Annotated in this window: 25 protein-coding genes; 7 read left to right on the top strand and 18 right to left on the bottom strand. The window is 66.4% G+C overall.

Annotated elements, in window-relative coordinates; translation table 11 throughout:
- The first annotated feature begins 69 nt into the window (after nucleotides 1-69).
- Nucleotides 70-471 carry a DUF4177 domain-containing protein gene (locus GSH16_RS08300; protein ID WP_160853934.1) on the top strand — a complete coding sequence of 134 codons (402 nt, stop codon included), beginning with the start codon at nucleotides 70-72 and terminating at the stop codon, nucleotides 469-471.
- A gap of 69 nt (nucleotides 472-540) precedes the next feature.
- Here GSH16_RS08300 and GSH16_RS08295 read toward each other — a convergent pair whose 3' ends face one another.
- On the bottom strand, nucleotides 541-801 hold the full coding sequence (locus GSH16_RS08295; RefSeq protein ID WP_160853932.1) for a BolA family protein: 261 nt from the start codon (nucleotides 799-801) through the stop codon (nucleotides 541-543).
- A 96-nt stretch (nucleotides 802-897) separates the two neighbouring features.
- On the opposite strand from GSH16_RS08295, the gene GSH16_RS08290 reads away from it, so the two are divergent.
- From GSH16_RS08290 to cobT, 3 genes are all read left to right on the top strand, one after another.
- Nucleotides 898-1,527, top strand: coding sequence for a J domain-containing protein (locus GSH16_RS08290; RefSeq protein WP_160853930.1), 630 nt, complete (start codon nucleotides 898-900; stop codon nucleotides 1,525-1,527).
- Nucleotides 1,528-1,651: 124 nt separating this feature from the next.
- Nucleotides 1,652-2,638 (top strand): cobaltochelatase subunit CobS, encoded by a 987-nt coding sequence (gene cobS / locus GSH16_RS08285; RefSeq protein ID WP_160853928.1) that lies wholly within the window; start codon nucleotides 1,652-1,654, stop codon nucleotides 2,636-2,638.
- 31 nt (nucleotides 2,639-2,669) lie between these two features.
- A complete protein-coding gene (gene cobT, locus GSH16_RS08280; protein WP_160853926.1) occupies nucleotides 2,670-4,544 on the top strand; it encodes a cobaltochelatase subunit CobT in 1,875 nt (624 codons plus the stop codon).
- An 18-nt stretch (nucleotides 4,545-4,562) separates the two neighbouring features.
- On the opposite strand, the gene GSH16_RS08275 is transcribed toward cobT, so the two are convergent.
- A complete protein-coding gene (locus GSH16_RS08275) occupies nucleotides 4,563-4,883 on the bottom strand; it encodes a hypothetical protein (RefSeq protein WP_160853924.1) in 321 nt (106 codons plus the stop codon).
- 137 nt (nucleotides 4,884-5,020) lie between these two features.
- Between GSH16_RS08275 and GSH16_RS08270 the strand changes: the two genes are divergently transcribed.
- Both GSH16_RS08270 and GSH16_RS08265 read left to right on the top strand, forming a co-directional pair.
- Nucleotides 5,021-6,823 carry an aminopeptidase P family protein gene (locus GSH16_RS08270; RefSeq protein ID WP_160853922.1) on the top strand — a complete coding sequence of 601 codons (1,803 nt, stop codon included), beginning with the start codon at nucleotides 5,021-5,023 and terminating at the stop codon, nucleotides 6,821-6,823.
- A gap of 90 nt (nucleotides 6,824-6,913) precedes the next feature.
- Nucleotides 6,914-7,258, top strand: coding sequence for a DUF427 domain-containing protein (locus GSH16_RS08265; protein ID WP_160853920.1), 345 nt, complete (start codon nucleotides 6,914-6,916; stop codon nucleotides 7,256-7,258).
- 22 nt (nucleotides 7,259-7,280) lie between these two features.
- Here the strand turns inward: GSH16_RS08265 and GSH16_RS08260 are convergent, their stop codons facing one another.
- Both GSH16_RS08260 and GSH16_RS08255 read right to left on the bottom strand, forming a co-directional pair.
- Nucleotides 7,281-8,963 (bottom strand): chloride channel protein, encoded by a 1,683-nt coding sequence (locus GSH16_RS08260; protein ID WP_160853918.1) that lies wholly within the window; start codon nucleotides 8,961-8,963, stop codon nucleotides 7,281-7,283.
- 13 nt (nucleotides 8,964-8,976) lie between these two features.
- Nucleotides 8,977-9,486 (bottom strand): thioesterase family protein, encoded by a 510-nt coding sequence (locus tag GSH16_RS08255; protein WP_160853916.1) that lies wholly within the window; start codon nucleotides 9,484-9,486, stop codon nucleotides 8,977-8,979.
- A 59-nt stretch (nucleotides 9,487-9,545) separates the two neighbouring features.
- On the opposite strand from GSH16_RS08255, the gene GSH16_RS08250 reads away from it, so the two are divergent.
- Nucleotides 9,546-10,919, top strand: a complete 1,374-nt coding sequence (locus GSH16_RS08250) for an FAD-binding oxidoreductase (protein WP_160853914.1) — start codon at nucleotides 9,546-9,548, stop codon at nucleotides 10,917-10,919.
- Between the two features lie 58 nt (nucleotides 10,920-10,977).
- Here the strand turns inward: GSH16_RS08250 and GSH16_RS08245 are convergent, their stop codons facing one another.
- The 14 genes from GSH16_RS08245 to GSH16_RS08180 all read right to left on the bottom strand — a co-directional run bounded on the left by GSH16_RS08245 (nucleotide 10,978) and on the right by GSH16_RS08180 (nucleotide 25,576).
- The gene (locus tag GSH16_RS08245; RefSeq protein WP_160853912.1) at nucleotides 10,978-11,280 is read right to left on the bottom strand and encodes a hypothetical protein; all 303 of its coding nucleotides are present in this window, start codon (nucleotides 11,278-11,280) and stop codon (nucleotides 10,978-10,980) included.
- 11 nt (nucleotides 11,281-11,291) lie between these two features.
- Nucleotides 11,292-11,870 carry a hypothetical protein gene (locus tag GSH16_RS08240; protein WP_160853910.1) on the bottom strand — a complete coding sequence of 193 codons (579 nt, stop codon included), beginning with the start codon at nucleotides 11,868-11,870 and terminating at the stop codon, nucleotides 11,292-11,294.
- Nucleotides 11,871-11,935: 65 nt separating this feature from the next.
- On the bottom strand, nucleotides 11,936-13,609 hold the full coding sequence (gene recN / locus GSH16_RS08235) for a DNA repair protein RecN (RefSeq protein WP_160853908.1): 1,674 nt from the start codon (nucleotides 13,607-13,609) through the stop codon (nucleotides 11,936-11,938).
- Nucleotides 13,610-13,634: 25 nt separating this feature from the next.
- Nucleotides 13,635-14,471: an outer membrane protein assembly factor BamD gene (locus GSH16_RS08230; protein WP_160853906.1), complete on the bottom strand. Its 837-nt coding sequence runs from the start codon at nucleotides 14,469-14,471 to the stop codon at nucleotides 13,635-13,637.
- A 118-nt stretch (nucleotides 14,472-14,589) separates the two neighbouring features.
- Nucleotides 14,590-15,516, bottom strand: coding sequence for a UDP-3-O-acyl-N-acetylglucosamine deacetylase (lpxC, locus tag GSH16_RS08225; RefSeq protein WP_160853904.1), 927 nt, complete (start codon nucleotides 15,514-15,516; stop codon nucleotides 14,590-14,592).
- A 190-nt stretch (nucleotides 15,517-15,706) separates the two neighbouring features.
- Nucleotides 15,707-17,251, bottom strand: a complete 1,545-nt coding sequence (ftsZ, locus tag GSH16_RS08220) for a cell division protein FtsZ (RefSeq protein ID WP_160853902.1) — start codon at nucleotides 17,249-17,251, stop codon at nucleotides 15,707-15,709.
- Nucleotides 17,252-17,499: 248 nt separating this feature from the next.
- Entirely contained in the window at nucleotides 17,500-18,834 is a 1,335-nt protein-coding gene (gene ftsA, locus GSH16_RS08215; protein ID WP_160855132.1) for a cell division protein FtsA, read from the bottom strand.
- On the bottom strand, nucleotides 18,834-19,706 hold the full coding sequence (locus GSH16_RS08210) for a cell division protein FtsQ/DivIB (protein ID WP_160853900.1): 873 nt from the start codon (nucleotides 19,704-19,706) through the stop codon (nucleotides 18,834-18,836). Before GSH16_RS08210 ends, ftsA begins: the two co-directional genes overlap by 1 nt.
- Nucleotides 19,694-20,608, bottom strand: a complete 915-nt coding sequence (locus GSH16_RS08205) for a D-alanine--D-alanine ligase (RefSeq protein ID WP_235913085.1) — start codon at nucleotides 20,606-20,608, stop codon at nucleotides 19,694-19,696. The genes GSH16_RS08210 and GSH16_RS08205 overlap by 13 nt, the downstream gene beginning before the upstream one ends.
- A 69-nt stretch (nucleotides 20,609-20,677) precedes the next feature.
- The gene (gene murB / locus GSH16_RS08200) at nucleotides 20,678-21,610 is read right to left on the bottom strand and encodes a UDP-N-acetylmuramate dehydrogenase (protein WP_160853898.1); all 933 of its coding nucleotides are present in this window, start codon (nucleotides 21,608-21,610) and stop codon (nucleotides 20,678-20,680) included.
- Complete coding sequence (locus tag GSH16_RS08195) at nucleotides 21,607-21,888, bottom strand: hypothetical protein (RefSeq protein ID WP_160853896.1); 282 nt, start codon at nucleotides 21,886-21,888, stop codon at nucleotides 21,607-21,609. The genes murB and GSH16_RS08195 overlap by 4 nt, the downstream gene beginning before the upstream one ends.
- Nucleotides 21,885-23,291, bottom strand: a complete 1,407-nt coding sequence (gene murC / locus GSH16_RS08190; RefSeq protein ID WP_160853894.1) for a UDP-N-acetylmuramate--L-alanine ligase — start codon at nucleotides 23,289-23,291, stop codon at nucleotides 21,885-21,887. Before murC ends, GSH16_RS08195 begins: the two co-directional genes overlap by 4 nt.
- Complete coding sequence (locus tag GSH16_RS08185; RefSeq protein ID WP_235913083.1) at nucleotides 23,288-24,409, bottom strand: UDP-N-acetylglucosamine--N-acetylmuramyl-(pentapeptide) pyrophosphoryl-undecaprenol N-acetylglucosamine transferase; 1,122 nt, start codon at nucleotides 24,407-24,409, stop codon at nucleotides 23,288-23,290. Before GSH16_RS08185 ends, murC begins: the two co-directional genes overlap by 4 nt.
- On the bottom strand, nucleotides 24,410-25,576 hold the full coding sequence (locus tag GSH16_RS08180) for a peptidoglycan glycosyltransferase FtsW (RefSeq protein WP_160853892.1): 1,167 nt from the start codon (nucleotides 25,574-25,576) through the stop codon (nucleotides 24,410-24,412).
- Nucleotides 25,577-25,708 lie beyond the last annotated feature (132 nt).

Here is a 25,708-nt window from a genome sequence, read left to right as displayed (position 1 = left end):
ACCTTGCGGGCCGCGCGCCGATCCGGCACATCAACTGCAGGGTGGCAGAGCAGAGACACAGGAACCGAGATGGCCAGTTACGAATATAAAGTGATCGCCGCACCGCGGAAGACCAAGAAGGTCAAGGGCGTGAAAGCGCTGCCCGAACGGTTTGCCCACAATCTTGCCGAAGCGATCAATGCCGAAACCTTCGGCGGCTGGGAATATCTCCGCGCGGAAACGCTTCCGATCGAGGAAAAGCCGGGCTTCATGAAGTCGAAGGTCGAGATGTTCCAGACCGTGCTCGTCTTCCGCCGCGAAAAGGACGTGCCGGCCCGCGCGCAGGCGCAGACCCAGACGGCCGCTCCCGCCCCGGCGGAGCCCGCGCCGACGCCCGCGCCGGCAATCGAAGCCCGCGAAGCAGCCCCCCTAGCGCTCGATCCAGAGCCGCAGGACGAGGGGCCGCGCCTCGGGCCTGTCAGCCGCGACTGACCTTGACCGACGAGATGGATTTGAACGGCGCACCAATGGTGCGCCGTTTTGCTTTTGCGCGCAGCGCCGTCAGGCCGGCTCCACCTTCATCGCCAGCGCGTGAACCGGCCCCGCCAGTTCGTCGGCCAGCGCGGCGTTGACGGCACGCTGGCGCGCCACCCGCGACATGCCGGCAAAAGCGGCAGCATGGATAGTCACGCGGAAATGGGTCTCGCCGCCTTCGCGCCAGCCGGCATGGCCGATATGCTGGTCGCTTTCATCCACCACTTCGAGATGCGCAGGCGCGAATGCCTCCTGCAGCTTGGCTTCGATCCGGTCCCTGACTGACATGCTGGCCTTTCCGTGAAGAATGGGGTCTTGGCGACACTCCATAAAACATTAGTATGTGCGCCTCGACTCGAAAACTGACCCGGAAAGACATTTCTGATGAACAGGCGGTCTCCGTTTGAATTCGACATCTCCGTTTCGGCCGACAAGAAGCGCCGCGCCCGCCGGCGTGGCATGTCCGGCGCGGTGGAGACCAGTTCCCGGCCCTGCCACAAGGAGGGCTGCACCAATCCCGGCAAGTTCCGCGCGCCGCGTTCGCCGGACAATCTGGACGAATTCTACTGGTTCTGCCTCGACCATATCCGCGAGTACAACCAGAAATGGAATTTCTTCGAGAACCATTCCGAGAGCGAGATGGAAAAGCAGTTCGCGGCCGACAAGGTCTGGGAACGCTCGACCAAGCCGATGAAGGACAAGGAAGGCCGCGCGTGGCAGCGGTTCGGCTTCGACGATCCGATGGAGATTCTCGGCGACAATGCGACGATCAACCCGGCCGCGGGTGCCGCTGGCCAGTCGCGCCGCAAACTGCCGCCGACCGAGCGCAAGGCGGTCGAGATCCTCGAAGCCGATGACAGCATGACCAAGAGCGAGATCCGCAAGCTCTACAAGGCGCTCGTCAAGGTGTTGCACCCCGATCTCAACGGCGGCAAGCGCGACGATGAGGAACGGCTCGCGGAGGTCGTCTGGGCCTGGGACCAGATCAAGGTCAGCCGGTCCTTCCGCGACTGACAGGCCCCTGCCCGCGCCGCCCGTTTCACGCCCCGGTGACGCTGCGGGGGCAGGCCCTTGCACCGGCGGGTCGGATGCTTCACAAGGCAAGGGACGAAACGCGCGAGTGAAGGAACCTCACACAGTGGCAGACGGCATGTTGGACATTTCCGCGAAACCGACCGAAGAGATCAGCGTCCGCGAGACGTTCGGCATCGACTCGAACATGACCCTGCGCGGCTTTGCCGACCGCAGCGACCGCGTGCCCGAGGTGGACAGCACCTACAAGTTCGACCCCGACACCACGCTCGCCATCCTGGCCGGGTTCCGCAACAACCGCCGCGTGATGATCCAAGGCTATCACGGCACCGGCAAGTCGACCCATATCGAACAGGTGGCCGCACGGCTCAACTGGCCCTGCGTGCGCGTCAACCTCGACAGCCATATCAGCCGCATCGACCTGATCGGCAAGGATGCGATCAAGCTGCGCGACGGCAAGCAGGTGACCGAGTTCCAGGAAGGCATCCTGCCCTGGGCACTGCGCAACCCGACGGCCATCGTTTTCGACGAATATGATGCCGGCCGCCCTGACGTGATGTTCGTGATCCAGCGGGTGCTGGAGGTGGAGGGCAAGCTGACGCTTCTCGACCAGAACGAGGTCATCACGCCGAACCCCTATTTCCGCATCTTCGCCACCGCCAACACGGTCGGGCTGGGCGACACGACGGGCCTCTATCACGGCACCCAGCAGATCAACCAGGGCCAGATGGACCGCTGGTCGATCGTCGCCACGCTCAACTATCTGAGCCATGACGCCGAAGCGGCCATCGTTCTGGGCAAGAACCCGCATTACAACACGGAATCGGGACGCCGGACCATCAACCGGATGGTGACCGTGGCCGACCTGTCGCGCGCGGCCTTCATGAACGGGGACATCTCCACCGTGATGAGCCCGCGCACCGTGATCACCTGGGCGCAGAATGCGGAGATTTTCGGCGATGTCGGTTTCGCTTTCCGCCTGACCTTCCTCAACAAATGCGACGAACTGGAGCGGCAGACCGTTGCCGAGTTCTACCAGCGCTGTTTTGACGAGGAACTGCCCGAGAGCGCCGTCTCGCTGAGCCTCGGCTGACCGCCGCACGCGGCGGCCTGAAGGGACCCCGATGAAGCAGAGCGACAACCCGTCCGATCCGTTCAAGAAGGCTTTGGCCGAAGCCACCAAGGCCATGGCCAACGAGGGCGAGCTTTCCGTCAGCTATTCAGTCGATCCGCCGGGGCTGGCGGGCGATTCGATGCGCCTGCCGCAGGTGACGCGCCGGATGAGCACCGAGGAAGTGCTGCTGGCACGCGGCACGGCCGATGCCTATGCGCTGCGGCTGCGGTTCCACGATGCCGGCACCCATGCCCGCTACGCGCCGACCGGAGAGGTCGCGTCGGCCCTTTACGAGGCGATGGAGACCGCCCGCTGCGAGGCGATGGGCGCGCGCGCTATGCCCGGCACGGCCGGCAATATCGACGCCAAGATCGAGGCTGAGGGCCGCAAGCTCGGCTATGCCCAGATGAGCGAGGCGAGCCAGGCCCCGCTGGCCGAGGCCGCCGGCTTCCTGCTGCGCGAACAGGCAACCGGCCGCGCCCTGCCCGAAGGGGCGCAGAATGTGCTCGACCTCTGGCGCGGTTTTCTGGAAAGCCAGGCGGGCGAGAGCCTCGGCGATCTGAGCGAAAACCTGTCCGACCAGACGGCCTTCGCGAAGCTGACCCGTCAGGTCATCAAGGATCTGGGCTATGGCGACCAGCTGGGCGAGGATCCTGACGAGCGCGAGGATGAGAGCGAGCTTGAACAGGAAACCGATCAGGACGAGACCGACCAGCCCGACGAGAGCGGCGACAACGAAGACGAGAGCGCCGAATACGAGGAATCGCCCGAAGACCAGTCGAGCGACCAGGCCGACCAGCAGCAGGCCCAGGTCTCGATGGAGGATAGCGACGATCCCGACCTGACCGAGGATGCGCAGACAGAGGATGGCGACCCGCCGCAGGAGGAGCCCGCCCCCGCCCCGCACAGCGAGGCCGATCCCGAATACAAGGTCTTCAGCACCGCCCATGACGAGGAGATCATGGCCGAGGACTTGGCCGATCCGGTGGAGCTGGAACGGCTCCGCGCCTATCTCGACCTGCAGTTGGAACCGCTCAAGGGGGCCGTTTCGCGGCTGGCCAACCGGTTGCAGCGCCGCCTGCAGGCGCAGCAGAACCGCAGCTGGGAGTTCGACCTCGAAGAGGGAATGCTGGACGCCGCGCGGCTCGCGCGGGTTGTGGCCAATCCCACCACGCCGCTCTCCTTCAAGCAGGAAAAGGACATGGAGTTCCGCGACACGGTCGTAACGCTGCTTCTGGACAATTCCGGCTCGATGCGCGGCCGCCCGATCTCGATCGCTGCGATCTGCGCCGATGTGCTGGCCCGCACGCTGGAACGCTGTCAGGTGAAATGCGAGATTCTCGGCTTCACCACCCGCGCGTGGAAAGGCGGCCAGAGCCGCGAGGACTGGCTCAAGGCGGGGCGCGAGCCGCTGCCGGGGCGGCTCAACGACCTGCGCCACATCATCTACAAATCCGCCGACGCCCCGTGGCGCCGCGCGCGGCCCAATCTGGGCCTGATGATGAAAGAGGGTCTGCTGAAGGAAAATATCGACGGCGAGGCGCTGGAATGGGCGCAGCGCCGGATGCTGGCCCGTCCCGAGGCCCGCAAGGTGCTGATGGTCATTTCAGACGGCGCGCCGGTCGATGATTCCACCCTGTCGGTCAATCCGGCCAACTATCTCGAAAAGCATCTGCGCGACGTGATCGAGATGGTCGAAAAGCGCAAAGCGGTGGAACTGATCGCCATCGGCATCGGCCACGATGTGACGCGCTATTACGACCGCGCGGTGACGATCACGGATGTGGAACAGCTCGCTGGCGCGATCACCGAACAGCTGGCCGCACTGTTCGACAGCGATCCGTTGCGCGCCAAAGCCCGCGTCCGCGGCATCGCCCGCGGCTGACCTGACCGGCTCTCGCGTTCAACGGCCAGCGAAGGGCGACTTGTCCTTCCGCCGGCGCTTGCGACGCGCGAGCCACCAGAAGATGAGCCCGAGCACGGCCAGAACCGGCGCGAGCGGCCAGAGCAGCACCGGTTGCAGCACCGATTCCCAGAGCCAGACGGAGATATAGCGCTCCACCGCAGGCTGGAACATCTGCAGGCTCGACGGGTGCAACGCAAACCACGTCTCGCCAATGTCGGAGAAGCGGAACGCATCGCCCTGCGACACGGTCGCCTGCCAGTCGAATGTCGTGCGCACGAGCGCAAGCGCGAAGAACAGGAGCGAAAGCAGGAGCAGCATGGGGCGTGGTATCCGGTCGTGACGTCAGGCGACGATTGGGTGTTCAGGGTCCTCAGCCACCATGATAGAAACTGGCGCTAACAGGTTCAAATAGCGCAATCGCACGTCGGCGCGATTTTGCTTAACGGAGGCCCTTCATGTTCCAGACCTTTCAAGCCACCACATCGCCGGACACGGGCGCGGACCGGCTGTCCGCTTTGCGCGACCAGATGCTCGAACATGGGGTCGCCGGATTTCTGGTGCCGCGCGGCGATGCCCATATGGGCGAGAATGTCGCCCCGCGCGACGAACGGCTGGCCTGGCTGACCGGTTTTACCGGCTCTGCCGGACTTGCGGTTGCGCTCCGCGACACTGCCGCCGTCTTTGTCGACGGGCGCTATACGTTGCAGGTGGCCGATCAGGTCGACACGGAGGCGTTCCAGACGGCGTCGCTTCTCGATGACGGACCGATCCACTGGATCGCCGAACAACTGCCGCAGGGCGGGCGGATCGGCTATGATCCGTGGCTCCACACGCGCGACGAGTTGGACCGGTTCGCAGACGCGCTGGAGGACCGGCAGGTGTCGCTCGTGCCCTGCCCGAACCTGATCGACAGGGTCTGGCGCGACCAGCCCGACGCGCCGAAAGGTGCGGTGCGGATCCACCCCGACGATCTGGCCGGCCGCAGCCATGCCGACAAGCGCGCGGAGATCGCGGACGCCCTGCGCGAGGCCGGTGTCAGCGCGATGGTGCTGACTCTGCCCGAGAGCATTGCCTGGCTTCTGAACATCCGAGGCGCGGATATCGAGCGCACACCCGTGCCCCATGCTTTCGCGATCATCGGCTCGGACGCGGCCGTGACCCTTTTCTGTGATGACGCGAAGCTTGACGCGGACCTGCGCGCCCATCTGGGTCCGGACGTGGCGGTGGCACCGCCGGACGGGTTCGGTGCCGCGCTGGCCGCGCTCGCCGGACCGGTCGGCGTGGACCCGAAAAGCGCCCCCGTCTGGGTGGCCGACCGATTGGGCGAGGGATCGGCCGAACAGGTCGATCTGGCCGATCCCTGCGCCCTGCCCCGCGCCCGCAAGACCGAGGCCGAGATTTCCGGCGCCCGTGCCGCTCATCTGCGTGACGGCGCGGCCATGGTGCGTTTCCTGCACTGGCTCGACACCGGCGCCGGCGACGGACCGCGGACGGAGATCGACATTGCAACCGCGCTGGAAGGGTTCCGCGCCGACACGGGCGTGCTGGAGGATATCTCCTTCGAGACGATCTCGGGCAGCGGACCGAACGGCGCCATCGTGCATTACCGCGTCACCGAGGACAGCAACCGCACATTGGCGGAGAATGACGTGCTGCTCGTCGACAGCGGCGCGCAGTATCGCGACGGCACGACGGACATCACCCGCACCATGGCCATCGGGACGCCGCCGCCGGAGGCCTGCCGCGCCTTCACGCTGGTGCTCGCGGGCATGATCGACATGTCGCGTCTGCGCTGGCCGGCCGGACTGGCGGGCCGCGACCTCGACGCGGTGGCGCGGCGTCCGCTCTGGTCGGCCGGTCTCGACTATGACCATGGCACGGGTCATGGCGTGGGCGCCTATCTCGGCGTGCATGAAGGGCCGCAGGGCCTGTCGCGCCGCTCCACCGTGCCGCTGGAGCCCGGCATGATCCTGTCGAACGAACCGGGCTATTACAAAACAGGTGCCTTTGGCATCCGGATCGAGAACCTGCTCGTCGTCACGCCCCCCGCTCCCGTCGATGGCGGCGACCGCGACATGCTGGGCTTCGAGACGCTGACGCTCGTGCCGATCGACCGGCGGATGATCCTGCCCGCGCTCCTGACCGCCGAACAGCGGGCATGGCTCGATGCCTATCACGCCCGCGTTCTGGCCGAGGTCGGACCGCAGGTGGACGGCGCGGTGCGGGACTGGCTAGAAGCCTCCTGCGCCCCGGTCTGATGCAGTTTGAAGATAGGGTGACAGGCGCGGCGCACCAATGGTGCCGCGCCCTGCGCCATGCTAGGGTCCGCCCAACAGAGGAGAGCATGAATGAGTGAATCCGTGATCGAGATCGTGCCGGCCCCCGGCACTTGGGTGGTGCGCGCGGGCGGCGCCGTGCTGGGCGAGAGCAGCAACGCGCTGGAACTGCGCGAAAAGGGGCTGAAACCGGTCATCTACTTCCCGCGCGCGGATATCTCGATGCCCTTCATCGAACCGTCGGACACGCGCACCCGCTGCCCGCACAAGGGAGACGCGAGCTACTACGGGATCGTCGCCAAGAGCGGGCTCATCGCCGATGCGGTCTGGTCCTACGAGGATCCTCTGCCGCAGGCCGAGGCGATCCGCGGGCATCTGGCCTTCGACAAGGACCGGGTGGCGGTCGAACAGCTCTGATCCGCACAATGCCCGCGCGGCGTCAGGAATGTTCCTCCGCCGCGCATTCGGCCAGCGCCCTGTTGTAGGACCGCAACGCATCGACAAGGAAAAGCGCACCGATCAGGTCGGGCGCCTCCCCTTCTGCGCCCGGGCGCGTCACCGGAATGAAATCCATTCCGAGTTTCTGGAAGAGCGGCATCGCGGTTTCCAGCGTGTCGCCGGGCGCGAGGGTCACGCCCTGATCCACGAGTTCCCAGCTTTGCGTGTCCGACGCGCCGTTCTCCACCCCGCGCGGGCGCATCACCGCGCCGACATGGATCGTGGCCAGCAGATATTCTTGCGGACCAGCCGCCAGATGGATGTCGCGCTGTTCCAATTGGGTCAGGAAGAAGGAGCGGTCGACGAGCCGGCTCGAAAATGCGGTCGCGAGCGACACGGAGGCCATGACAGCGATCCCCGCCTGCCAGTCGCCTGTCATCTCGAACACGATCAGGATGGTGGAAATGGGCGCGCCGAGCACGGCCGCGGCCAGCGCCCCCATACCGGCCAGCGCATAGAGCGTATGCGCACCCGATACGGTCGGGAAGATGGCCGTGGCGACCCAGCCGAAGGCGATGCCCGTGAGCGCCCCCATCATGAGCGACGGCGAAAAGATCCCGCCGCCCATGCGCCCGGCCATGGTGATGGCCACGGCGATCACCTTGACGATCGCAAAGACGACCGCATTCCAGAAGAGCAGGTCACCTGAAAGCGCCATGTTCGTCGTCTCGTAGCCGACGCCGATGATATGGGGGAAGAAGATGGCGATCAGCCCCAGCATCGCACCGGCAACAGCCGGGCGGGCCCAGGTGGGCATGCGGGTCGCGGCCTGCATCCGGTCCCCCAGCCGTTCGGCCACGAAGATCGTGCGCATCATCACCACCGCAACCAGCCCGCAGATGATCCCAAGGATCAGGAAGGCCGGCAGTTCGACATAGAAGGCAAGTGTGTGCGAGGGCAGCGTGAATTCCGGCACATTGCCCGAATAGAGCCGCGAGATGACCGTGCCGGAGACCGAGGCGATGACGATGGGCGCGAACGCGTGCATGGCGAAATGGCGCAGGACCACTTCCATGGCGAAAATTGCCCCGGCGATCGGGGCATTGAAGCTCGCGGATACGGCGGCTGCGGCGGCGCAGCCCATCAGGTCCCGCGCGGTGACGCCGTCGGCCCGGATCTTGTTGGACACCCAGCTTGAAATCACCGCGCCGATATGGACGACCGGCCCCTCCCGCCCCGTCGATCCACCGGTAGATAGCGTGATCAGCGAGGCGAGCGCCGAGGCGAGGCCTGCGCGTTTCTCCACCCGGCCGTTGCGCATCGCGGCGCCCTCGATCACATGGGCGAGCGAGCGGATACGCCCGTCGGGCGTGAATTTCCACAAGATGAGGCCGACGACCAGACCGCCAATGATCGGAATGATGAGCACGCGGAACCAGGGGAGTTCGCTCGCGAAACTGGCAAGGCGGAAATCGCTCTCGCCATAGATAGTGGCCTGCAGCCAGATGATCGCCTCGCGGAACGCCAGCGCCGCCGTGCCGGCCGCGATGCCGACGATCAGCGCGATGATCCAGAATTGCACCTCGCCGGGGCCGTTCTGGCGCAGCGTGGCCCATGCGTCGGACAGATCGCGGCGGCTGCGGCGCCAGAGCCGCCGGGCCTTCAGCTTGAGCCGGTCGATCATGGGTCCCCTTGCCTCACCGCCGGATGCCGATCGGTGCGCCCTGTTGCGCCACCGCGGGCAGGTTCCGGTGATTGTCGCGCATCCGCCGGAAGCGGCTTTGCACCTTTTCGGGATACGCGGTCGAGCGGCGGAGGGTCAAGTCGACATTCATCAGCACCTGCTCACAAGTGGCTGAGATGTCGCCTGTTTCATCCGCAACCAGTTCCATGAACAGGTGCAGGCGCTTGGCATCGGCATCGAGGAGACGCACCGCGACCGTAAAGGATGCGCCTTCCAGCAGTTCACCCAGATAATGCATATGGGACTGGAGCGCATAGGGTCCCTGCCCCTGAGCTGCGACATAGTCGGGGCCGACCCCCAGTTCGCGCGCCAGAAACACGTCCACCGCATCATCGAAGGCCTGCGTGTAATAGGTCACGTTCATGTGGCCGTTATAGTCGATCCAGTCCCGCGCGACCCGTCTCGGACCGATCCGCACAGGTGCGTCATAAGGCCCGTCATGCCCGCCGATTGGCTCCGCCATATTCGCCTTTCCCTCGCCCGTTCCGCCCCTTAGGCTACGGCGAGTTTTCGGAGCATGCCATGACAATCGAAACCGCTATCGCCGCGCTGAAGGATGCGCTGGGGGACCGGATCAGCACCAGCCGGGCCGACCGCGAATTCCACGGCCGGAGCGAAACCCATTTCCCCGACCGCCCCGCGGATGCGGTCGCCTTCCCAGAGTCCACGGAAGAGGTCAGCCGCATCGTGCGCATCTGCGCCGATCATGGCTGCCCGATCATCGCCTGGGGCACCGGCACTTCGCTGGAGGCCCATGCCGTGCCCGTACGCGGCGGCGTCAGCCTCGACATGATGCGCATGAACCGGGTTCTGGCGATTCACCCGGAAGATATGGACGTGGTCGTGCAACCCGGTGTCACGCGCGAGGACCTGAACGCGGAGTTGCGCGCCACGGGTCTGTTCTTTCCGGTCGATCCCGGCGCCAATGCCTCGCTCGGCGGGATGGCCGCGACGCGGGCCTCGGGCACCACGGCGGTGCGCTACGGCACGATGCGCGAAAATGTCCTGTCGATGGAGGTGGTGCTGGCCGACGGGCGGATCATCCGGACAGGGTCGCGGGCCCGCAAGAGCTCGGCCGGTTACGACCTGACCCACCTGATGATCGGCTCCGAAGGCACGCTTGGCATCATCACTGAAATGACGCTGCGCCTGCAGGGTCAGCCGGAGGCCATTTCGGCCGCGATCTGCGACTTTCCCGATATCAGTGCCGCCGTCGACACGGTGATCGAGACGATCCAGATGGCCATTCCGGTCGCGCGGATCGAGTTTGTCGACGAACTGACGGCGCGGGCCTTCAACATCTATGCCAAGGCGGACCTGCCGGAACGGCCGCATCTGTTCCTGGAGTTTCACGGGTCGGAAAACGCGGTGCGCGAACAGGCCGAGACAGTGGGCGAGATCGTCCGCAGCCATGGCGGCGGCGACTTCCGCTGGTCCACCAAGGCCGAGGAGCGCACGGCGCTTTGGAAAATGCGGCACAATGCGTTCTACGCCCAGAAGTCCCTCAAGCCCGAAAGCGACGCGATCGCGACGGATATCTGTGTGCCGATCTCCCGTCTCGCCGAGGCCGTGACCGAGACCCGCGCCGATATCGAGGCGAGCGGGCTGCTCGGGCCGATGCTCGGCCATGTGGGCGACGGCAACTTCCACTGCACCTTCCTTCTGACCCCGGGGGCGGAGGCAGAGAAGCGCGCGGCCAAGGACTTGCTGCACCGTCTCAGCCTGCGTGCGCTCGACATGGGCGGCACGGTGACGGGCGAACATGGGGTGGGCATCGGCAAGCTCGGCTACATGCAGCAGGAGCATGGAGAGGCCTGGTCGGTGATGAGCGAAATCAAACGCGCGCTCGACCCCGACAATATCCTGAACCCCGGCAAACTCGTCGCCCTGAACTGACGGGCAGCACGGGTCGGCAGGCGACCCGCGCTCCAGCCTTCAAACCGGAAGATTGAGCCTAGCGCGGCTGCTTGATCGGCGCTGGCAAGGGCGTGGGGCGCACCGGCGGTTTCGGCCGCGGTGGCGGTTTCGGGCGTGGCGGCGGCTTGGGCTTCGGCGGCGGGCCAACCGTCGGCGGGCGCCCCGGCGGCGGGCGATAGTAGCCGTGATGATAGATCGAGCCGCGATAGGGATAGTAGGGATAATAGCCCGTCGACACCCCGACAGAGGCATAGCCCGTCCCGTCGGTGCATCCGGCTAAGAGCATAAGCCCCCCGAGGCTGGCGGCCGCAAGGGCAAGGCGGATCGGTTTGCGGGTCATCTGCGCCTCCCTCACTGGATCGCCCGGAAGGACCGGACAATGCTGTTGAGTTCATCCGTGTAGATCCCGCGCGCGCCCTCTTCGCCAATGAAGGCCGCCACGACGACCCGGTTGCCGGACATCTGGACGGTGGCGATGGTGAAGGTCACGGGCTTGCCCTCCCGCGTGCCGGTGCCGCGGAACATTTCGGCCGGACGGCCGCCGACGCGCGTTGTGCTGCGCGGCGACACCTGCGGGTCCTCCACCAGATAGCCGTCGAGCGACTTGAGAAACTCCCGCGCGGCCACGAGGTTCGGCACGCCGGGCGGCACATAGAAGCCGACCCAGACGCGCGGGTCGGTCTCGGGCGTCAGCCCCAGCACGCGCGGCACGTCGGTCATGCCCGACCCGTCGGGTGCCGCAGCCCGGGTGCCGCCTACGGCGGCGACCCAATTATCCGGCACCTCGACGGAAAAAACATTGCGGCCACCGGTCTCGTATGTGACGGCAACCCCGGCCAAAGCCGGTCCGGCCAGCGCGGCCAGAACCAGCCCGGCTGCCAACCCGCCGGCACGCACCCTTGCGCCCGTGCGTGATCCCACTCTCGTCATGGAAGCCCCTCTCCTCGTCCGATTGCAGATCCTGAGGCCAGTCTGCGAGCGGGCGGCGGTTCGGGTCAAGTCACAGTTGCACCGGCCCCGAGCAATTCGCGTGCCGCGGCGCGGGCGGCATCCGTGATCGTCTCGCCGGCCAGCATGCGGGCGATTTCATCGACCCGCGCTTCTGCCCCGAGCGTCGTCACCGCGGTCAGGGTCTGCCCCGCCTTCGTGGTCTTGGCGACCCGCCAATGGTGGCCGGCCCGCGCCGCCACCTGCGGGCTGTGGGTGACGACGAGCACCTGCCCGCCCTCGGCCAGTGCCGCGAGTTTGCGGCCCACCGCATCGGCCGTCGCGCCGCCAACGCCGCGGTCGATCTCGTCGAAGATCAGGGTCTGGTCGGGTTGGCGGGCGGTCAGGCAGGCCTTGAGCGCCAGCAGGAAGCGCGACAGTTCCCCGCCTGAAGCGATCTGGTTGAGCGCGCCGGCCGGCGCGCCGGGGTTGGTCGCCACGGTGAACACCACCTGATCCTGCCCCGCCTGCCCGGACTGCCCGTCCTCGATCGGTGTGATCCTGGTCTCGAACCGCGCCTTGTCGAGCTTCAGGGGCGCCAGTTCGCGCGCCACAGCGCGGTCGAGTTTCGCGGCCGCCTTCTGCCGCGCCTCCGTCAGGGCGGTGGCCGCGACCGTATAAGCCGCCGTAGCATCCTCGACCGCCGCATCGAGCGCGGCGAGCGTGGTGCCGCTCTCCTCCACCGCCGACAGGCGCGCCTGCAGCGTGTTGTTCAGCGCCGGCAACTCGTCGGCCAGCACATTGTGCTTGCGCGCCAGACCGCGCAGCGTGAAGAGCCGGTCCTCCAGCCGTTCCAGCGCCAGCGGATCGGCGTCGAGACCGCCCAGCATCGCCTCGATGCCGGCTTGTGCCTCTCCCAGTTCGGTCAGCGCCCGCGTGAGGGCCGCCATCGGCTCGTCAAGCGCGCCGGCCGCATCGCCCGCAATCGCGTCGAGCCAGCGCAGCGCGTCATGCATCTGGCCCTCTGCCCCCTCGCGCCCGAGCGCCTGTTCCGCGCGGGAGACATCCTCCCGGATCCGGTCGGCGGCTTTCATCAGCGCGCGGTTGCGGTCCAGTTCCTCTTCCTCGCCCGGTTGCGGGTCGAACTCGGCCAGTTCACGGGCCGTGTGCCGCAGGTAATCCTCATCCGCCTGTGCCGCGGCAATCGCCGCGGCTTCCGTGTCGCGGGTCTTCTTCGCCTCCGCCAGCGCACGCCAGGCCGTGCGCGCGGCCTCGACCTTGGCCCCCAGTCCCCCATAGGCATCGAGCAGGTCGCGATGGCCGCGCGGGTTCAGGAGCCCGCGATCATCCTGCTGCCCGTGAATCTCGACGAGCGTTTCGCCCAACTGCCGCAACAGCGGACCGCTTGCGGGCGCATCGTTGATGAAGGCCCGTTTCCGGCCGTCCGCGCCGTTCACCCGGCGGATGAGGAGCGTGTCATCAGGGTCGAAACCGGCTTCTTCCAGCAGCGCACGCGCCGGATGGCTGGGCGAGAGAGAGAATTCCGCCGTCACCTCGCCCCGCTCGGCACCGCTGCGCACCAGTTCGGCGCGCCCGCGCTGGCCGAGCACAAAGCCCAGACAATCAAGAAGAATGGATTTCCCTGCACCGGTCTCGCCGGTCAGCGTGTTCAGTCCCGGTGCGAAATCGAGGTCCAACCGGTCGATCAGCAGGATATCGCGAACACTGAGGCTCAGGAGCATGGGGGCATGGTCCTTCCGCGCCGGCCTATTTCCATTCGCCGCGCACGACCTGACGGTAGATGCTCGACAGCCAGCCGTCGCTGCTGTCCTGCGGGCGCAGGCCGTTGCGGGTCAGAAGCGCATAGCTGTCCTGATACCAGACCGAGCCTTCGTAATTGTAGCCGAGCACGGCACCTGCAGTTTCGGCTTCCCGCGTCAGGCCGAGCGACAGATAGGCTTCGACAAGACGGTGCAGCGCCTCGGGCGTCTGTGCGGTGGTCTGGTAATCCTCAACCACCGAACGGAACCGGTTGATCGCGGCCGAATAGTGGCCCCGCTTGAGGTAGTAGCGCCCGATCTCCATCTCCTTGCCGGCGAGATGGTTGAGCGCAAGATCGAATTTCAGCTCCGCGCTCTTGGCATAGTCGCTGTCGGGATAGCGTTCGATGACAGTGCGCAATTCCTGCAGAGCGCGGAACGTGTTGCCCTGATCACGGCCGACATCGACGATCTGGTCGTAATAGCTGAGCGCCAGCAGATATTGCGCGTAAGCCGCATCCTCATCTGCTGGGTAGAAATCGATATAGCGCTGCGCGGCCGCGCGCGATTCCTCGTAGAGCCCGGCCTCATGGTAGGAGAAGGCGGACATCATGACCGCGCGCTTCGACCATTGAGAATAGGGGAAAAGCCGCTCCACCTCGGAAAAGGAGAAGGCCGCATCTGCGGCGTTGCCGGACGCCAGTTGCGCTTCGCCAAGGGTGAAGATTTCCTCCGCCGAGGAGGCTTCGAGCGCCTCCTGCGAGACCTCGTTGCTGTTGCACGCGGACAATGCCAGCGCCGAAGCCAGAAGAAGCCCGGTCGTCGCGTGTCGCCAAATCCGCATGCATGCCCTCGGTTGCAAATCCTGTCACCGCCCTGCGGCAGCCCACTCAGTTAGCATGAAACCTCGGGCGGTAAAAAGGGATTCGGGCGCGATTTTACCGGTCTGTGAACGGCTTGCCTCAGCCGACCGCGCGCAGGTCGCGTGCGGTAATGTCGGCGCCGGGCAGCAGATGCGCAAAACCGGCCGGACAGTCCACCAGTTCCCAGGCATCCGGCGTCGCGAACAGCTGGCGCAGAAGCAGGTTGGTGGTGGCGTGGCCGCCCTTCTCCGAGCGGTAGGCGCCAAGGATCGGCGCACCGGCCAGATAGAGGTCGCCAAGAGCGTCCAGCATCTTGTGGCGCACGCATTCGTCGCTGCGGCGGAACCCTTCGGGGTTGAGCACGGTCGGTCCGTCCACGACGATGGCATTCTCCAGCCCGCCGCCGAGCGCCAGACCGTTTGCGCGCATGAACTCGATATCGGCGCGGCGGCAGAAGGTGCGGCAATCGCTCAATTCCCGAACGAAGGCGCCGTTGGCCATGTTCTGGTGCAGCGACTGGGACCCGATGGCCGCATCCTCGAAATCGATGGCGAAATCGATGGACAGCTCATTGCCCGGCGTCAGTTCGGCCCAGACATCGCCCTTCTCGAACCGCACGGGTTTCAGGATGCGCAGCACTTTCAGCGGCGCGTCGAGTTCCACGACGCCGGCCGCAAGGAAGGCGCGCACGAATTTGGCCGACGACCCGTCGAGGATCGGCACTTCCGGCCCGTCCAGTTCGACAAGCGCATTGTGGATGCCGCAGCCGGCAAAGGCGGCCATCAGATGTTCGATGGTGGAAACGGTCGCGCCGCTGGAATTGGCAATCCGCGTGCAAAGCCGCGTGTCGTCTACCGCGTCATAGACAGCCTTGATGCGGCTGTCCCCGTCGAGGTCGATCCGGTCGAAGACGATCCCGTGACCGGAAGGCGCCGGGCGCACGGTCAGGTGCACGGGCCGACCGGAATGCAGACCGGTCCCCACCAGTTTCACATCATCACGAAGGGTCGTCTGAGCAGTGGTCACGTCAACCTCGAAGAATGAGCCCGATCCCCATCGGGCGTTAACCTGACCCTCTACCTAGGGGCGCACCCTTGTGAACTCAATTCAAGCTTTGTGACCGATTGCTACAGTTCCGCACCGGCGGTTGCCGCGCAAAAGAAAAGGGCGCGGGGTGGGAACCGCGCCCTTCGACCAAAGAATTGAAATTCTTCGGTTAATTCGCCTGCCGCCGCAGGAATGCCGGGATTTCCGCGCGATCACGTTCTTCCTGCGCCATGTCGTCGGACGGGTGCGACTGCACCGGCGGCGCACGGCGCTCGGGCGCCGGCTGCGCGTGGTCGTCATGGCCGGCCATGCGGCTGATCAGCGTGTTGAGACCGCCGAAACGGGCCGGTTTCTCCACCGGTGCAGGCTGGGCCGCGGCCGGTGCCTGCTGGGCTTCGGGGGTCTTGTTGATCGCCGCCTGAAGCCGGGCGATCGTCTCCGGCGAAGGCTGGCCGCCGCCGTTCGGAATGGCCGGTGCGCCGAAGGGACGGCGCGGCTCGGCTGCGACCGGCGCGGGGGCCGGCTCGGGCTGCGGCTGGCCGAACAGTTCAGCCGACACGGCCTCCACGTCATCGGCCGCGGTTTCTTCCGGCTGCGGTGCGGGGGCCTGAGCCACCACCGGCGCGGCTGCCGGAGCAGGTGCCGGTTCCGGCGCGGGCGCCGCTGCTTCCTCGACCATGGCAGGTGCTTCGGGCTGGCGGGTCGCGGCGAAGCTCTTGCGGCTGGCCGACGGGGTCTCCTGCCCCTCCATCACGTCGATGCCGGTTGCCACCACGGACACGCGCAGTACGCCGTCCGAGCTGTTGTCGAGGGTGGAGCCCACGATGATGTTGGCGTCCGGATCGACCTCGGAGCGGATGCGGTTCGCCGCTTCGTCCAGTTCGAAGAGGGTCAGGTCCTCGCCGCCGGTGATGTTGATGAGGACGCCCTTGGCGCCTTTCAGGCTGATCTCGTCGAGCAGCGGGTTGGCAATCGCCTTCTCGGCCGCCTGAACCGCGCGATCCTCGCCCGTGGCTTCGCCCGTGCCCATCATCGCCTTGCCCATTTCGTCCATCACGGACCGGACATCGGCGAAATCGAGGTTGATGATGCCGGGGCGGACCATCAGGTCGGTCACGCCTTTGACGCCCTGATAGAGCACGTCATCGGCCATCGAGAAGGCTTCGGTGAAGGTCGTCTTCTCGTTGGCGAGGCGGAACAGGTTCTGATTGGGGATGATGATGAGCGTGTCGACGACGGACTGGAGCGCCTCCACCCCTTCCTCGGCCTGCCGCATGCGGCGGCCGCCCTCGAACTGGAAGGGCTTGGTCACGACGCCCACGGTCAGTACGCCCATTTCGCGCGCCGCCTTGGCAATGATCGGGGCCGCTCCGGTCCCGGTGCCGCCGCCCATGCCGGCGGTGATGAAACACATATGCGCGCCGGCCAGATGGTCGACAATCTGTTCGATGCTTTCCTCGGCTGCGGCGGCGCCAACCTCGGGCCGTGCACCGGCGCCGAGCCCTTCGGTCACCTGCGCGCCAAGCTGGAGCCGGGACTGTGCCAGCGACTGCTGCAGCGCCTGGCTGTCGGTGTTGGCAACGACGAATTCCGCGCCTTCCAACTGTTTCTCGATCATGTTGTTGACGGCATTGCCGCCCGCCCCGCCCACGCCGAACACGGTGATGCGCGGTTTCAGATCATGCGTTTCGGGTTCCCGAAGATTCAATGTCATGTGATGTCCGCCTGTCTGTCTGCTGCCTCTGCCGCTTTCGTGCAGTTATTGGCCCCCAATACCTTGATTCCTAACGATAGCGGAAAGGTCCGGACCGGTCACGGAGTATTTGGGCGCAATCCACAATATTTTGTGGTGCACCGCGACATCGGCGGGAACCTGCCGGTAAGGCCACTAGACGTCGGAATCGGGATCACCGCGCCCGCGGGACGGGCGCGCGGACAGCGCCGTCTACTGCATCGTCCGGATCACCAATTGTCGCGGAACCAGCGCACGGCGCGGCGGATCCGCTGGGCGCCCATCCGGTCGGCGGGAATATCGAAATCCCAGCATTCATCCTGCGGATTGGAAATGTGCAGCGCGAGGCCCACGGCAGAGGCAAAGCCCGGCCCGGTTGCGAGTTGCGGCAGCCCATGCACGCGCATCGGACGCCCGATCCGCACCTGGCGGCCAAGAATGTGCTGCGCGAGCGTTTCCAGCCCCGGGGTCTGGCTGCCGCCGCCGGTCAGCACGATCCGCTGCGACGGCAGGCTGTCGAACCCGGCCGCATCGAGCCGTGCGCGCACATCTTCGAGGATTTCCTCCATCCGCGGGCGCATGATGCCGATCAGTTCGGACCGCGTGATGGTGCGGCGCTCGTCGGTCGGGGGCGCCTTGGGATCGGCCAGTTCGATCACGTCGCGATCATCCTGCCCGGTGGCCACGAGCCCGCCATGCATGGTCTTCAGCCGTTCGGCAATATCGTAGCGCAGATGCAGGCCCGCGCTCAGGTCACGGGTCACATGGACACCGCCAAGGCGCACCGCGTCGGCATAGATGAGCTGGCGTTTCAGGAAGACCGAAATGCCGGTCGCACCGCCGCCCAGATCGACGCAGGCCGCGCCAAGCTCCTGCTCGTCCTCCACAAGGCTCGACAGCCCGCTCGTGTAGGAGGAGACCGCGATGCCCGACAGTTCCAGATCGCAGCGGCGGACGCATTGGATGATGTTATGGATCGGCGTGTCCGCCACGGTCAGCAGATGCATGTCGACGGCCAGTTGCGACCCGATCTGGCCACGCGGGTCCGACAGGCCAGTGCGGTGGTCGAGCGTGAAATTCACCGGCAGCGCGTGCACCACCTCGCGCCCTTCCCCGAAATCGGGAATATCGCAATGGGCCAGAACGTTGCCGATATCCTGTTCGACGACCTCGCCATTGGCGACCTCGACCACGCCTTCCACCCCGTAGGAGCGCGGCGTCCCGCCGGAGAAACAGACGATCGCATGGTCGACCCGCTGGCCGGCCATCTTCTGGGCCTTCTGGATGGCGTTGCGGATCGCGTTTTCCGCCTGATCCATGGCAGAGATGTCACCGAACTCGACCCCGTGCGACTGGACGGTGCCGACCCCGATCACCCGAAATGCGGAGGCATGGGGCATCTTCACACCCGCCGCACCTGCGTCGTTGGCTGGCGGCGGCACGAATTGCAGGATCAGGCAGGCCAGTTTCGTCGTCCCGATGTCGAGCACCGCCACCACACCGCGACGAATCGCGACTTCCCGCTGCTGGCGCAGCTTGCGTTGTTCTTGAAACAGGCTCGACATCATGCGTCCTCTCCTTGCATTTCCGTCCGCAGGCGGCGCAGCTCCTCGACGGCATCGATACTCAACCTCAGGACCGGGCGTTCCCCGTCGCGCATGTCCACGACGCGCACATCCCGTTCCAGCAAATCCTCGGCCTGGTGCAGGGCCATCACGCGGTTCAGGGCCGGACCCGGCTCGGTCTCGGGCAGCCGGATCACCTGATTGCGGTCGAGCACCAGATCCCAGCGCCGCGCGCCGACCCGCTGCAACCCGCGCACGCGATCGTCGATCCCCTCGGCCAGCCGCATGATGGTCAAGGCTTCAGGCACCATGTCATTGGCGGCCTCGCCCACGATGAGCGGCAGATCGGGCCGGTCGGTGCGCTGGTTCAGCCGCGCGACCGCCTGCCCGTGCCGGTCGACAAGGAAAAGCCCTTCCTCGTTGCGCCAGACGGCAACCGGGATCCGCTCCACGATACCGATCTCCAGCGTGCCACCGGTGGTCAGCCGCACGTCGGCATCCTCCACTGCGGGCAGGTTGACCACGCGGACCCGCAGCGCCGCCACATCCAGATCGAGCGAGCTGGCCGGCAGATCGAGATCGGCCACCTGCTTCACCCGCAAGAGCAGGCGCGGCGATGCGCCGGTGACCTTCAGCGACCGGACGGCCAACTCGGGGCGGGCGGCAATCTGGTCGCGCATGTCGGCTACCGCCGCATCGATGCGTGCGCGCAACTCGGCGTCGGAAAAGAGCAGCAGCCCCGCGCAGGCGATGACCGCCATCGGCAGGCCACGCAGTGCCATGAAGCGCACGCCCGGGCGAAGCCAGAGCCGCTCCAGCCGGTATTTGAGCCGCGAGGGCGCCGGATTGTGCCGCTGTTTCATCGGGAGCATGAGGCATCCTCCACCAGCCAGCGCACAAGCGCGCCGAAATCCATGCCGCAGGCCTGCGCCTGTTCGGGGGCGAGCGAGGTGGGCGTCATGCCGGGCTGGGTGTTCGTCTCCAGCAAATAGAGCCCATCGAGGCCACGCGCCTCGTCCCAGCGGAAATCCGTCCGGCTGAGGCCGCGGCAGCCGAGCGCCTGATGCGCGCGCAGCGCGAAATCGAGGCAGGCGCCGGTGATCTCCGACGGGATATCGGCTGGCACCACATGGCGCGAGCCGCCCGGCGCATATTTCGCGTCATAGTCATACCAGCCGTCGGTGATGATATCGGTGACGGCGAGCGCCCGGTCGCCCAGAACGGAGGTGGTCAACTCGCGCCCCGGCACAAAGGCCTCGACCATGACCGTGTCGGGCATGGCATCGTCCAGCTGCGCCGGTCCGTTGGCGCTCTCATGCACCAGATAGACCCCGACAGAGGAGCCTTCGTTATAGGGTTTGACCACATAGGGCGGCTGCATCGGGTGGGCGGCCATCGCCTCCGCCTTGCCGCAAAGCAGGCTGTCGGCCACCGGCAAGCCCGCGCGGCGATAGACGTCCTTGGTCTTTTCCTTGTCCATGGCAAGGGCCGAGGCCAGAACGCCGGAATGGGTATAGGGGATGCGCAGCCACTCCAGAAGTCCCTGGACGCAGCCATCCTCTCCCCAACGGCCATGAAGGGCATTGAACACGACATCGGGCGCGGCATCGGCCAGACGCGCGGCCAGATCGGCCCCGGCGTCGATCTCGACCACCTCATATCCTTCCTGCCGCAACGCGGCGGCGCATTCCCGGCCGGAGGAGAGAGACACCTCACGCTCGGCCGAAGGACCGCCAAGTAGTACCGCGATGCGGGAGTTTGCCCTGCTCGACATGCCCCGCCTCATTCTTGTGCGCTGCCGCCTTTTGACGGTCTGGCGCTTATCGTCGCATCGTGTCCGCCCCTAGGGACGCCCGACGCGCTTGATTTCCCACTCTAGCTCTATTCCGCTTGTTTCGAAAACCTTTTTTCGGACGAGCTCGCCCAGATTTTCGAGGTCTGCGGCAGATGCGTCACCCGTGTTGACGAGGAAATTGGCATGTTTGGGGGACATTTGCGCGCCGCCAAGCCGCGCGCCGCGCAGGCCCGCATCCTCAATCAGCTTCCAGGCTTTCAGATCATGCACATCATCAGCGCGCCCGGTTGAGGAAAAGCCGGCCGGATTGCGGAAGGTGGACCCGCAGCTGCGGTCGTCCACCGGCTGGGTTTCGGCGCGCCGCGCGAGCGCATCTTCCATCGCCGCGTGGAGCGCTTCGGGGTCGCCTTCGGGGGCATCGAAAAGCGCGTCGACGATCACGGCGCCGTCGGGCAGCACGGACTGGCGATAGGCAAACTGCAACTGCGCCGCCGACAGGGTCACCAGCGCCCCGTCCCGCAGAACGGCGCGGGCCGAGACACAGACATCGGCCACATAGCGACCGTAGCAGCCCGCATTCATCGTCAGCGCGCCGCCGATCGCGCCGGGAATGGTGCGCAGGAAGGTCAGGTCGATGCCGGCATCGGCGGCCTTGCGCGCGACATGGGCATCGAGCGCGGCCGCGCCGGCCACGACCCGCCCGTCCGGACCGGTCTCGATCCCGTTGAAGCCGCGCCCCAGGCGGATCACGACGCCCGGAATGCCGCCATCCCGGATGATGAGGTTCGAGCAGACCCCCACGGGCATGACCGGCACATCGGCCGGCAGACCGCGCATGAAGCTCTGCAAATCCTCGATATCGGCAGGCTGGAACAGGATTTCCGCGGCGCCGCCGACCCGCAGCCAGCTGAGCGACCCCATGTCACGCGACGGCGTGAGCCGCCCGCGGACCTGCGGCATCCGGTCGAGAAGATCGCTCATGCGTCCCCCTGCCCGGCGCCGGTCCGCGCCTTGAACCGATCAAGGAGCGCGCCCCAGACCAGCACCGGCCCGATCCAGACCAGCGACTGTTTCAGCAGGTTCCAGAACAGATAGCCCAGATCGTCGACGCCCCAGTTTTCGTAGAGCGCGGCGCCGATGAACACAGCCGCCGGCGCAAGCGCGATCCCGATGAAGGTCGCGCGGAAGGCGCGCCTGTCGAGAAACCATGCCGCCGCGGTGACGATCACCAGAATGACGAAGAGGAGCCGCAGGATCATGCGGCGCCCTTGGTGAGCCGCGCGGGCAACCCGTGCGCCCAGCCGGAAATCGTGCCCGCCCCGAGACAGACGAGAAGGTCGCCCGGTTGCGTCTCCGCCCGGACGAAATCGGCAAGACCGGCCTCATCGTCCAGCGTCAGTGCGCGGCGATGGCCGTGCCGGATCAGCCCCTCGACCAGATGTTCGCGGTCGGCCCCTTCGATCGGTGCTTCGCCCGCGGCATAGACCTCGGAAATGGCAACCGTATCTGCATCGTTGAAACAGGTGCAGAAATCCTCGAACAGTTCGTGCAGGCGCGAATAGCGGTGCGGCTGGTGGACCGCGACGACACGGCCCTTGGTGGCCTGGCGCGCGGCTTTCAGCACGGCGGCGATTTCCACCGGATGGTGGCCGTAATCGTCGATGATCGTCACCCCGTCCACTTCGCCCACGCGGGTGAAGCGGCGGTTGACCCCGCCAAAGCCGGCGAGCGCCGCCCGGATCTCGGCCGGTCCCACGCCCAGATGCCGCGCCACCGCGACGGCGGCAACGGCGTTCAGCACGTTATGGTCGCCCGGCATCGGCAGCACTAGATCGGCGATCCGGCTGTCCTCATGCTGGAGGTCGATGTCGAAATGCGCCGAGCCGCCCTCGTAGCGCAGGTTGCGGATGCGCAGGTCGGCCTGCTGGTTCATGCCATAGGTGATGACGCGGCGGTCGTCGATCCGGCCGACCAGTGCCTGCACCTCGGGATGGTCGGTGCAGCAGACCGCCACACCGTAGAAGGGAATGTTCGACACGAATGTGTGGAACGCATCGCGCAGCGCATCGAAAGACCCGTAATGGTCCATATGCTCGGGGTCGATATTGGTCACGATCGCGACCGTGGCGGGCAGCTTGTTGAACGTGCCATCGCTCTCGTCGGCCTCGACCACCATCCAGTCGCCTTCGCCCATGCGCGCGTTCGAGCCATAGGCATGGATGATCCCGCCGTTGATCACCGTCGGATCGAGCCCGCCGCCATCCAGAAGTGCTGCCACCATGGACGTTGTCGTCGTCTTGCCATGGGTGCCGGCCACGGCCACGTTCGAGCGCAGGCGCATGAGTTCGGCCAGCATCTCGGCCCGGCGCACGACCGGCAGGCCGCGCCGCCGCGCCCCGTCCAGTTCCGGATTGCCGGGCTTGATCGCCGAGGAGATGACGATCACATCCGCCCCGTCGAGATTTTCCTCCGCCTGGCCGATGAAGATCCGCGCGCCCATATCCTCCAGCCGCCGGGTGATCGGAGAGGCTTTCAGGTCGCTGCCCTGCACCTTGTAGCCGAAGCTGAGGAGCACCTCGGCAATGCCCGACATGCCGATGCCGCCGATGCCGACAAAATGGATGGGGCCGATATCCTGCGGGAGCCGGGTCGCTGCGTTCACGTCTTCTGTCCTGATTTCGAGATTTCCGTCACGAGGTCGGCCAATGCCAGAGTCGCCTCCGGACGTCCATAGCCGGCTGCGGCGCGCGCCATGGCGATGGCGACTTCCGGCTCACCCAATATGCGGGCGATTTCCGCGGTGATCCGCTCGGGCGTCAGCCCGGCTTCCTGCAGCACAACCGCGCCGCCCGCCGTGGCAAGGCCGGACGCATTGGCCGTCTGGTGATCGTCGGTCGCGGCCGGATAGGGCAGCAGGATGCTCGGCCGGCCGATCACCGCGATATCCGCAACCGACGAGGCGCCCGCGCGCGAGATGACGAGTTGCGCATCCGACAGGCGCTGCGGCACGTCGGTGAAGAAGGTGCGTACATCCGCGTCGATGCCGAGTTCCTCATAGCGCGCCTGCACGGCATCGAGGTCGGCGGGTCGCGCCTGCTGGCTGATCCGCATGCGGCTCCGCATCTCGTCGGGCAGCCCCGCGACGGCTTCGGGCACGAGGTTCGAGAGAGACGACGCGCCCTGCGATCCGCCGATCACGAGCAGGTTCAGCACCGTCTTGCCCGGGGGGCGGTAATGGGCGCCGTGCATCTCCAGCACACCTGCGCGCACCGGATTGCCCGTAAAGACCGCATCAGCGCCGGAAGGCACCGGCGTCGGCCATGTGCCGCAGGCGACGCGGTCGACCGACCGGGCAAAGAGCCGGTTCACACGGCCCAGCACGCCATTCTGTTCATGGATGAGCCGCGGCACGCCCGACACCATGCCGGCAACGAGCGCCGGCATGGCGGGATAGCCGCCAAACCCGGCAATGCAGGCGGGCCGGTCCCGCCGCATCGCCCGCCATGCGGACACCGATCCGGCAAGGATGAGCGCGGGCACCATCAGGCGCCGCAGGACCCCACCTTGTGTGAAACTGCCCGAGCGCACCACGTCACGCGGCACGGCCTCGGGAAACCCATCCGCATAACGTGCGCCCCGCGCATCCGTGGACAGCCGCACCCGCCAGCCGCGGGCAAGCATTTCCTCGGCCAGCGCCTGTGCGGGAAACATGTGGCCCCCGGTGCCGCCCGCGGCGATCACCAGAAGCGGCATGGTCCGGCTCGCATCCGTCGCGCTCATTCACTTGCCCCGGCCGAGAATGTCGCTGAAATCGTCCTGCGGACGGCGGCGTGTGAAGGCAAGCAGCATCCCGAGCGCCAGCCCGGCCGCAATAACCGACGATCCGCCGTAGCTGACGAAAGGCAGGGTCATGCCCTTGGCCGGCAGCACCCGCACCGCAACGCCGATATTGATGAGCGCCTGCATCCCGATCATCACCGCCAGCCCGGCACCCGCAAGCCGGATGAACGGGTCGCGTTCGCGCAGGAGGCGCAGGAGCGAGCGGATCACGATGGTCGCGAAGAGCGCCATGATCGCAAGGCAGAGCACGAGGCCGAACTCCTCTGCCGCGACGGCGATGATGAAATCCGTATGCGCGTCCGGCAGCACCCATTTCACCTTGCCCTCGCCCACGCCGACACCGAAGAAACCGCCTTCGCGGATCGCGTTCGTGGCATAGCCAAGCTGCGTGCGCGGATCGACATCGGCGCTCAGGAACCCGTCGATCCGGCGGGCGAAATGCTCCGACTGACCATAGGCGAGCACGCCCGCCCCCATGACGCCCGCGGCCAGCACGACCATCAGCAGCATCGGCGCGCCGGCGATGAAATACATCACGCCCCAGACGGCCAGCAACAGCGTTGCCTGACCGAAATCGGGCTGCAGCACCAGAAGTGCTGCGATCAGAACGGCCAGCATGAAGGAGATGAGCCGCCCCGGCGGGCCGCTCAGATCATAGCTCGCGGACATGAGCCAGGCCGACAGGACCACAAATGCGGGCTTGAGGAACTCTGACGGCTGGACCGAAGCAAAGCCGAGCGAATACCAGCGCACCGCCCCCTTGCCGAAATCCGTCCCGAGGAAAGGCAGAAGCGCGACCGCGATCGCGGCCGCGACGAAGCCCAGCACCGCATAGCGACGGACCATCAGGGGCGACATCATCGAGACGACGCACATGGTGCCGAGCGCGGCCACGCCGAACACCGCCTGCCGCGAGACATAGTAGAAGTCGCTCAACCCGTTGCGCTGGGCGAGCGGGACGGACGCGGCCATGCCGAGAAGGATTCCGATGGCGAAGAGACCGAAAATGGCGGCCAGCGTCCAGCGGTCGACCGTGCGCCACCAGCGCGGGATGACCGGTTCACCCTGATCGGCCTCGACCAGCGCCCCATACACCATATCTGTCATGCGAAGCTGCCCCTCGTCACACGAACCCTCGGCCTACCGGCCATTTGCCTCTTGGCGCTGCCCGTTTGTCCGGGTCTGGCCTTGTCTGGCTGCCACTCTAGCGCGAACCGAATCAAAGAGCCAGCATTTCGA

The sequence above is a fragment of the Oceanomicrobium pacificus genome, assembly GCF_009833495.1.
GTDB lineage: Bacteria > Pseudomonadota > Alphaproteobacteria > Rhodobacterales > Rhodobacteraceae > Oceanomicrobium > Oceanomicrobium pacificus.
Note: the sequence above shows the minus strand (reverse complement) of the source record. Positions and strands in the feature narration are given on the sequence as shown.